Below are 6,886 nucleotides of genomic sequence, written 5' to 3' on the forward strand. Positions count from 1 at the left end.
TTTTCATTGAGTATAAAAACCTTCTCATAAGCTTTTCTTGTTTTAAAGAAAAAATTACTCCTTCATCTGACTCTCTGCATCAGCCACAACTTGCTCTAAACTAGTCTGACCAAGCTCTGCCTCCATGGCCAGCTGGATTCTCTCCAATTTTTGATCCAAAACATCATGAATATGAGCTCCAACTGGACAATTTGGATTTGGATTGTCATGGAAACTGAAGAGTTGACCAGTCTTACCAAGACACTCAACCGCCTGATAAACATCTAAAAGACTAATATCCTTGAGATCCTTGACAATCTCAGTTCCCCCTGTTCCACGCGCAACTGAAATCAGCTCTGCTTTCTTCAACTGGGACAAGGTTTTTCTGATAATGACAGGATTGACCCCAACACTAGCTGCCAGAAAATCACTGGTCACCTTGCTTTCCTTCCCCTTGAGGGCAATGATTATCAGCATATGAGTCGCAATGGTAAATCTACTTGGAATTTGCATCCTCTTCTCCTTTTTACGAGGCTCCCCTGCCTCTACTCTTCTTTTTCTATTATTATACCCTTTTTAGTTGTAATGTCAATCGTTACCACTTTTCAACCAAGCATCTAATTCCCTATCATAACCCTCTTTCTGAGCCAATTCTCTCAAAAATTCCTGATGATGAGTATGGTGGATCCCATTGACCAGACTTTCATAATAAACCTCAAAATAGGGAAGTCTCAGGTCTTTAGCCAACTGCAATTCAGCTGCCACATCGTAGTCTACCCGTCGGAAGTCCATATCTACCAAGCCCTTGTCATCAAACTCCAAAATCATATACTGGGCCCGCAAGTCCTTCCGTAGCTGAGCGTCTAAAAAGAAAGGTTGCCCAATCGAACCCGGATTGACAATCAATTGCCCACCAGTCCCGTAACGAAGCAACTGCTGGTGAATATGACCATAAACAGCAATATCACAAGGCGGATTGGTCACCAAGCGGTCAAAATCCTCTTGCGCTCCAGTATGAATCAACTCTCTCCCCCAGTTCTTATCAGGAAGATGGTGGCTAATTCCCACCGTCAAATTCCCAAACTGACGATGAAGCTGGAGAGGTTGATTGTGAAGCAATTCGATTTCTTCTAGGGATATTTCCTCTAAAACATACTGGCACTGGCGCAAGAGATAGCGTTGACTGGGACGAGTACTATCCAATTCCTTGCGGACACCATGCCAAAGACTGTCTTCCCAGTTTCCCAAAACTCTAGCTGTAATCGGTAGTTGAGCCAACAAGTCCAAAATCCTTCTACGCCCTGTCCCTGGCATGAGAATGTCTCCCAAAAGCCAGTATTCATCCACTCCTAGCTGCCGAGCATCTGCCAAAACAGCCTCTAAAGCAGTGGTATTTCCATGAATATCTGAAAGAAGAGCTATTTTCGTCATATCCATCTCCTCGTTTTTTCTCTTGCAATAAGTATAACATAAAAAGTCACAGCTAGAGAAATCTAGCTTTTTTTGATATACTAGATAAAGATATTAGACAAGAGGAAACGAATGACCCCAAATAAAGAAGATTATCTAAAATGTATTTATGAAATTGGTATAGACCTGCATAAAATCACCAACAAGGAAATTGCTACCCGCATGCAAGTCTCTCCCCCTGCCGTAACTGAAATGATTAAACGGATGAAAAGTGAAAATCTCATCCTCAAGGACAAGGAATGTGGCTATCTACTGACTGACCTCGGCCTCAAATTTGTCTCTGAGCTCTATCGTAAGCATCGCTTGATTGAAGTTTTTCTAGTCCATCATTTAGACTATACGAGTGACCAGATTCACGAGGAAGCTGAAGTCTTGGAACATACTGTATCTGATTTATTCGTGGAAAGACTGGATAAATTGCTAGGTTTCCCTAAAACCTGCCCCCACGGAGGAACTATTCCTGCCAAGGGAGAACTCCTGGTTGAAATCAATAACCTACCACTAACTGACATCAAGGAGGCTGGCGCCTACCGCCTGACTCGGGTGCACGATAGTTTTGACATTCTCCATTATCTGGATAAGCACTCACTTCACATCGGTGACCAGCTCCAAGTCAAGCAGTTTGATGGCTTCAGCAACACATTCACTATCCTTAATAAAGACAATGATTTACAAGTGAATATGGACATTGCCAAACAACTCTATGTCGAGAAAATCAACTAATTTCTCAAGTACCCCAACCAACCCTGAAAGTTTGATTTTCAGGGTTTTCTTATCTATTTTTTATATCAAAAACGATAGTAAGCGCTTCCATAATCCAACTAAATATTGTATAATAATTATATAAACTATTCCGTCACTAACAGATGAAAAAAGGAGGGCTTATCATGAAAAAAATCATCTTCATCAAAACCATTGAGCTCCTTGTCATTGATGGAATCATGCTGGGCATTTTGGCTTTTAAAGAGGTGCTTACTTGGGATTGGATTTTGATTTATAGCGGTTGGCTCATTTTCTTTCATCCTGTGCTATTGACCTATCTTTCTAACCAGCTTTGTGACCACTTTAGTCAACTCTGTTCCCAGATTAGACCGAGATTCTGGCGATTTGCCTTACAAATCCTCCTATGGGATAGCCTGATGATTCTCTCCTTGATATGTTTAAGTGGTACCCCACTTTTCCTTCAGGGCACTCTCCTCATCCTAGGCCATCTCATCCCTTCCTATCGCACCTGCCAAAGCCTGAAAAGAAACTTCCCCCAAGCCTATCAAGAACAGATTTCATTTTGGAGCATTTTGTGATAGATGAGAAAAACCAAGCCGGCTGGGCTTGATCTTTCTTATCTATTTTTAGTATCTAGGATAATGGTAACTGGCCCATCATTGACCAGCTCAACCTGCATATCCGCTCCAAAGATACCTGTATGAACAGGCACTTCTTGCGCTAGTTTTTGGTTGAAAACATCATAGAAGTCTGATGCCATATCAGGTTTGGCTGCTTCTGTAAAGGCTGGACGATTGCCTTTCTTGGTATCCGCAAAGAGGGTAAACTGGGAAATAGAAAGGATTTCTCCTTCAATATCTTTGACAGATAGGTTCATCCTGCCTTCTGCATCTGAAAAAATCCGCATATTGACCAGTTTTCTCACAGCATAGTCCAAATCTTCCTCTTGGTCCTCTGGTCCAACACCAACCAGCAATAAGAGCCCCTGATTGATTTTTCCCTGAACCTGACCTTCGATACTGACTTGGGCTTTTTTAACACGTTGGATAATGATTTTCATAATAGCCTTTCTAGTAAGAACTCAGACAATTAACCGTTGGTTCGTTTGACAGAGTAAACTTCTGGCACACTCTTAATCTTGTCCACAACCGTAGTCAGCGTCGAGAGGTTGGTAATGCCAAAGGACACATGGATATTGGCAAATTTCATATCCTTGGTTGGTTGGGCATTGACTGTTGAAATATTCTTGGTTGTGTTTGAGAGAACTTGCAGTACATCGTTCAACAATCCTGTACGGTTGAGGCCATAAATATCAATATGAGCCATATACTCTTTATTTGAGCTAGAGTACTGACCTTCCCACTCCACATCAAGGAGACGTTGCTCGTAGTTTTCTTGGGCGCGCAGGTTCATACAGTCCACACGGTGAATAGCCACACCACGACCCTTGGTAATGTAGCCGACAATATCATCACCAGGCACGGGGTTACAACACTTGGCAATCCGCACTAGGAGACCAGAAGCACCTTCAATGACCACACCACCTTCATGCTTGACCTTGAGGGTTTCTTTATTTTCAACCTTGACCTCGCCACCTTTGACAAGTTCTTCTGCCTCAGCCTTGGCCTTGGCACGTTCTTCTTCACGACGTTCCTTTTCAGTCAGACGATTAAAGACAGTAATAGCACCGATTTCCCCAAAACCAATGGCCGCAAAGAGGGAGTCTTCTGTCTTGTAGCTGGTCTTTTGCAGGACTTGGTCCATATGACGCTTGTCCATAAATTTATTGGCCACATAACCATTTTCTTGGAACTGGGTCATCAACATTTCACGACCCTTATTAACAGATAATTCCTTATCTTGGTTTTTAAAAAACTGACGAATCTTGTTGCGCGCCTTGCTGGTCTTGACCATATTGAGCCAGTCGCGGCTAGGTCCAAAGGAGTTGGGGTTGGTGACAATTTCAACCTGATCCCCTGTTTTGAGCTTGGTTGTCAGTGGAACCATACGGCCGTTGACCTTGGCACCAGTCGCTTTTTCACCGACTTTAGTATGGATTTCATAAGCAAAGTCAATAGGTCCTGAATCTTTTGGAAGAGAACGGACAGCTCCATCTGGAGTAAAGACGTAAATCTCCTCAGCCAGATAGTTTTCCTTAACAGAGTCCACAAATTCCTTGGCATCATCAGCCTGATCTTGAAGCTCCATCATCTCCTTGATCCAGTTCATCCCAATAGCTGATTCTTTGCTGTTGACCTGGCCCTTAACGCCTTTCTTATAAGCCCAGTGAGCCGCAACCCCGTACTCAGCCACCTCGTGCATAGCCTTGGTCCGAATTTGGAATTCGATCGGCCCTTTTGGCCCATAAACAGTCGTATGGATAGACTGGTAACCATTGGCCTTGCGGTTGGCGATATAGTCTTTGAAGCGGCCAGGCATGGGTTTCCAAAGCTCATGCACATAACCAAGCATGGCATAAACATCACTTTGGGTATCTAAAATACAACGAATGGCAATCAGGTCATAGATTTCCTCAAACCGTTTTCTCTTATCCTGCATTTTGCGGAAAATCGAGTAAATATGCTTGGGACGACCGTAAATCTTCCCTTTTAGGTGACGATCTGTCGTATATTCCTCTAATTTTGTGACCACCTCATCCACCAAGGCTTCACGCTCTCTGCGTTTTTCCTTCATCATATGGGTAATCTTGTAAAACTCCGTAGGATTGAGATAGCGGAAAGATAGGTCTTCCAATTCCCATTTGACGCTTGAAATCCCCAGACGGTGGGCAAGTGGGGCATAGATTTCCATAGTTTCTTTGGAAATACGCTCCTGCTTGTCTTTTCGAAGATGTTTCAGGGTCCGCATATTGTGCAAGCGGTCAGACAGTTTGACCAAGATAACACGGATGTCCTCAGACATGGCCATAAGCATCTTGCGATGATTTTCCGCTAATTGTTCCTCGATTGATTTGTACTCGACCTTACCAAGCTTGGTAACCCCATCAACGATTACCCGCACATCGGGACCAAACTCTCTTTCCAAATCGTCCAAGGTCGCATCTGTATCTTCTACCACATCATGCAAGAAACCACAGGCAACCGTTACAGCATCCAACTTGAGCTTGGCTAAAATACCTGCCACTTGGATAGGGTGAATAATGTAAGGTTCGCCAGATTTTCGATACTGGCCACTGTGGCATTCAACAGCATAAACCAAGGCCTTATGGACAAAATGGACATCCTCTTCCGTTAAATATTCTTTGGTTAAGGCGACAACTTCTTCGCCTGTTAAATTCACTTCTTTTGGCATCTCTACTCTCCAATTCTTCCTACCATTTTATCACTTTTTTAAGAATATGAAAACTAGATTGGAACAGAATAAGAAAAAAATAATTCAGAATTGCTTGATAATTCTGAATTATTAGTCTATAATATATTACGAAGTTAGATTTTAAACTTAGGTGATAGAAGGAGAGATAGAAGAACGGAAACCATATTGTAACCGAAAGACTTTCTGACTTCCCCAATTCCATTGAAGATACGAAAGATAAACGGTGGAACTCGTGTCACATACACTGGTACCTTGACTGGATTTTAGAATTAAAATCCTCAAGATACTTTCTTTTATCCTTTAGTTTATAAGGAGAACACCTATGAAAAAAACTGCTATTTCTATCTTTGCTCTCCTAGTGTTAGGAGTTAGCTGCCTGCTTCTATTCAGCCAGCAAAGCTATAAAAAAACAGTCGTTCAATACTATGCTAACGACCAGAACCTGCCCAATAGGATAACTTATAGTGAATATAGCGATAAACGAGAAGCCAACTACGGTGGCACTCTAAACATCACATCTATCAAACAAGCTAATGACGGAGTTTATGCAACCTATGAAGGGCAATTGACACCTCTCCAATATTGATAAATTGATAACCAGCCTGTCTTCATCTAGTCATGCTGGTTTTTAAGTTCATTCTAAATCCTTACCTATTTTCCCCAACTGTGCTATACTTAATTTAGTACATTCTTTGAGATTGGAGCTAATATGAAAATCCATAAAACTGTGAATCCTGTTGCCTATGAAAACACCTATTACCTAGAAGGCGAAAAGCACCTCATCGTTGTCGATCCTGGCAGCCATTGGGAAGCTATTCGTCAGACAATAGAGAACCTCAACAAACCGATCTGTGCCATTCTATTGACCCACGCTCATTATGACCATATCATGAGTCTGGACTTGGTGCGCGAGACCTTTGGCAATCCTCCTGTCTATATCGCAGAGAGCGAAGCCAGCTGGCTCTACACTCCTGTCGATAATCTCTCCGGTCTCCCTCGCCACGATGATATGGCAGATGTGGTCACAAAACCTGCAGAACACACCTTTGTCTTTCACGAAGAATACCAACTAGAGGAATTTCGTTTTAAGGTTCTACCGACCCCAGGGCACTCTATCGGTGGTGTTTCCCTAGTCTTTCCTGATGCTCACCTAGTCTTGACGGGAGATGCTCTGTTCCGCGAAACAATTGGACGGACGGATCTTCCGACTGGTAGTACAGAGCAACTCCTTCATAGTATCCAGAACCAACTCTTCACCCTACCAAACTACGATGTCTATCCAGGACATGGTCCAGCTACTACTATCGCTCACGAAAAGGCCTTCAATCCCTTTTTCTAGCAAGATGATGACAAGCGATAGCACAATTTAATACTCAATGAA

The 6,886-nt window shown here is 42.7% G+C and carries 8 protein-coding genes; 4 read left to right on the forward strand and 4 right to left on the reverse strand.

All coding sequences use genetic code 11. From position 1 onward, the window contains the following. Nucleotides 1-54: 54 nt before the first annotated feature. Together HT719_RS10525 and HT719_RS10530 are read right to left on the reverse strand one after the other, a co-directional pair. A complete protein-coding gene (locus tag HT719_RS10525) occupies nt 55-492 on the reverse strand; it encodes an Rrf2 family transcriptional regulator (RefSeq protein ID WP_001166796.1) in 438 nt (145 codons plus the stop codon). Between the two features lie 75 nt (nt 493-567). Further along, the gene (locus HT719_RS10530) at nt 568-1,410 is read right to left on the reverse strand and encodes a metallophosphoesterase family protein (RefSeq protein ID WP_172929160.1); all 843 of its coding nucleotides are present in this window, start codon (nt 1,408-1,410) and stop codon (nt 568-570) included. 111 nt (nt 1,411-1,521) lie between these two features. On the opposite strand from HT719_RS10530, the gene HT719_RS10535 reads away from it, so the two are divergent. Together HT719_RS10535 and HT719_RS10540 are read left to right on the forward strand one after the other, a co-directional pair. Next, nucleotides 1,522-2,172 (forward strand): metal-dependent transcriptional regulator, encoded by a 651-nt coding sequence (locus HT719_RS10535; RefSeq protein ID WP_050261664.1) that lies wholly within the window; start codon nt 1,522-1,524, stop codon nt 2,170-2,172. 164 nt (nt 2,173-2,336) lie between these two features. Then, nucleotides 2,337-2,750, forward strand: a complete 414-nt coding sequence (locus HT719_RS10540; protein ID WP_172929162.1) for a hypothetical protein — start codon at nt 2,337-2,339, stop codon at nt 2,748-2,750. A gap of 38 nt (nt 2,751-2,788) precedes the next feature. On the opposite strand, the gene dtd is transcribed toward HT719_RS10540, so the two are convergent. Both dtd and HT719_RS10550 read right to left on the reverse strand, forming a co-directional pair. Continuing rightward, a complete protein-coding gene (dtd, locus tag HT719_RS10545; RefSeq protein ID WP_023933223.1) occupies nt 2,789-3,232 on the reverse strand; it encodes a D-aminoacyl-tRNA deacylase in 444 nt (147 codons plus the stop codon). Between the two features lie 29 nt (nt 3,233-3,261). Beyond that, on the reverse strand, nt 3,262-5,484 hold the full coding sequence (locus tag HT719_RS10550) for a bifunctional (p)ppGpp synthetase/guanosine-3',5'-bis(diphosphate) 3'-pyrophosphohydrolase (protein WP_050975852.1): 2,223 nt from the start codon (nt 5,482-5,484) through the stop codon (nt 3,262-3,264). A 379-nt stretch (nt 5,485-5,863) separates the two neighbouring features. Between HT719_RS10550 and HT719_RS10555 the strand changes: the two genes are divergently transcribed. Together HT719_RS10555 and HT719_RS10560 are read left to right on the forward strand one after the other, a co-directional pair. Next, nucleotides 5,864-6,091, forward strand: coding sequence for a hypothetical protein (locus tag HT719_RS10555; protein WP_345790049.1), 228 nt, complete (start codon nt 5,864-5,866; stop codon nt 6,089-6,091). A 123-nt stretch (nt 6,092-6,214) separates the two neighbouring features. Then, nucleotides 6,215-6,844 carry an MBL fold metallo-hydrolase gene (locus HT719_RS10560; RefSeq protein ID WP_172929166.1) on the forward strand — a complete coding sequence of 210 codons (630 nt, stop codon included), beginning with the start codon at nt 6,215-6,217 and terminating at the stop codon, nt 6,842-6,844. The last annotated feature ends 42 nt before the right edge of the window (nt 6,845-6,886 follow it).

The sequence above is a fragment of the Streptococcus sp. k-378 genome, assembly GCF_013277505.1.
In the GTDB taxonomy this organism is placed as follows: Bacteria; Bacillota; Bacilli; order Lactobacillales; family Streptococcaceae; genus Streptococcus; species Streptococcus pseudopneumoniae.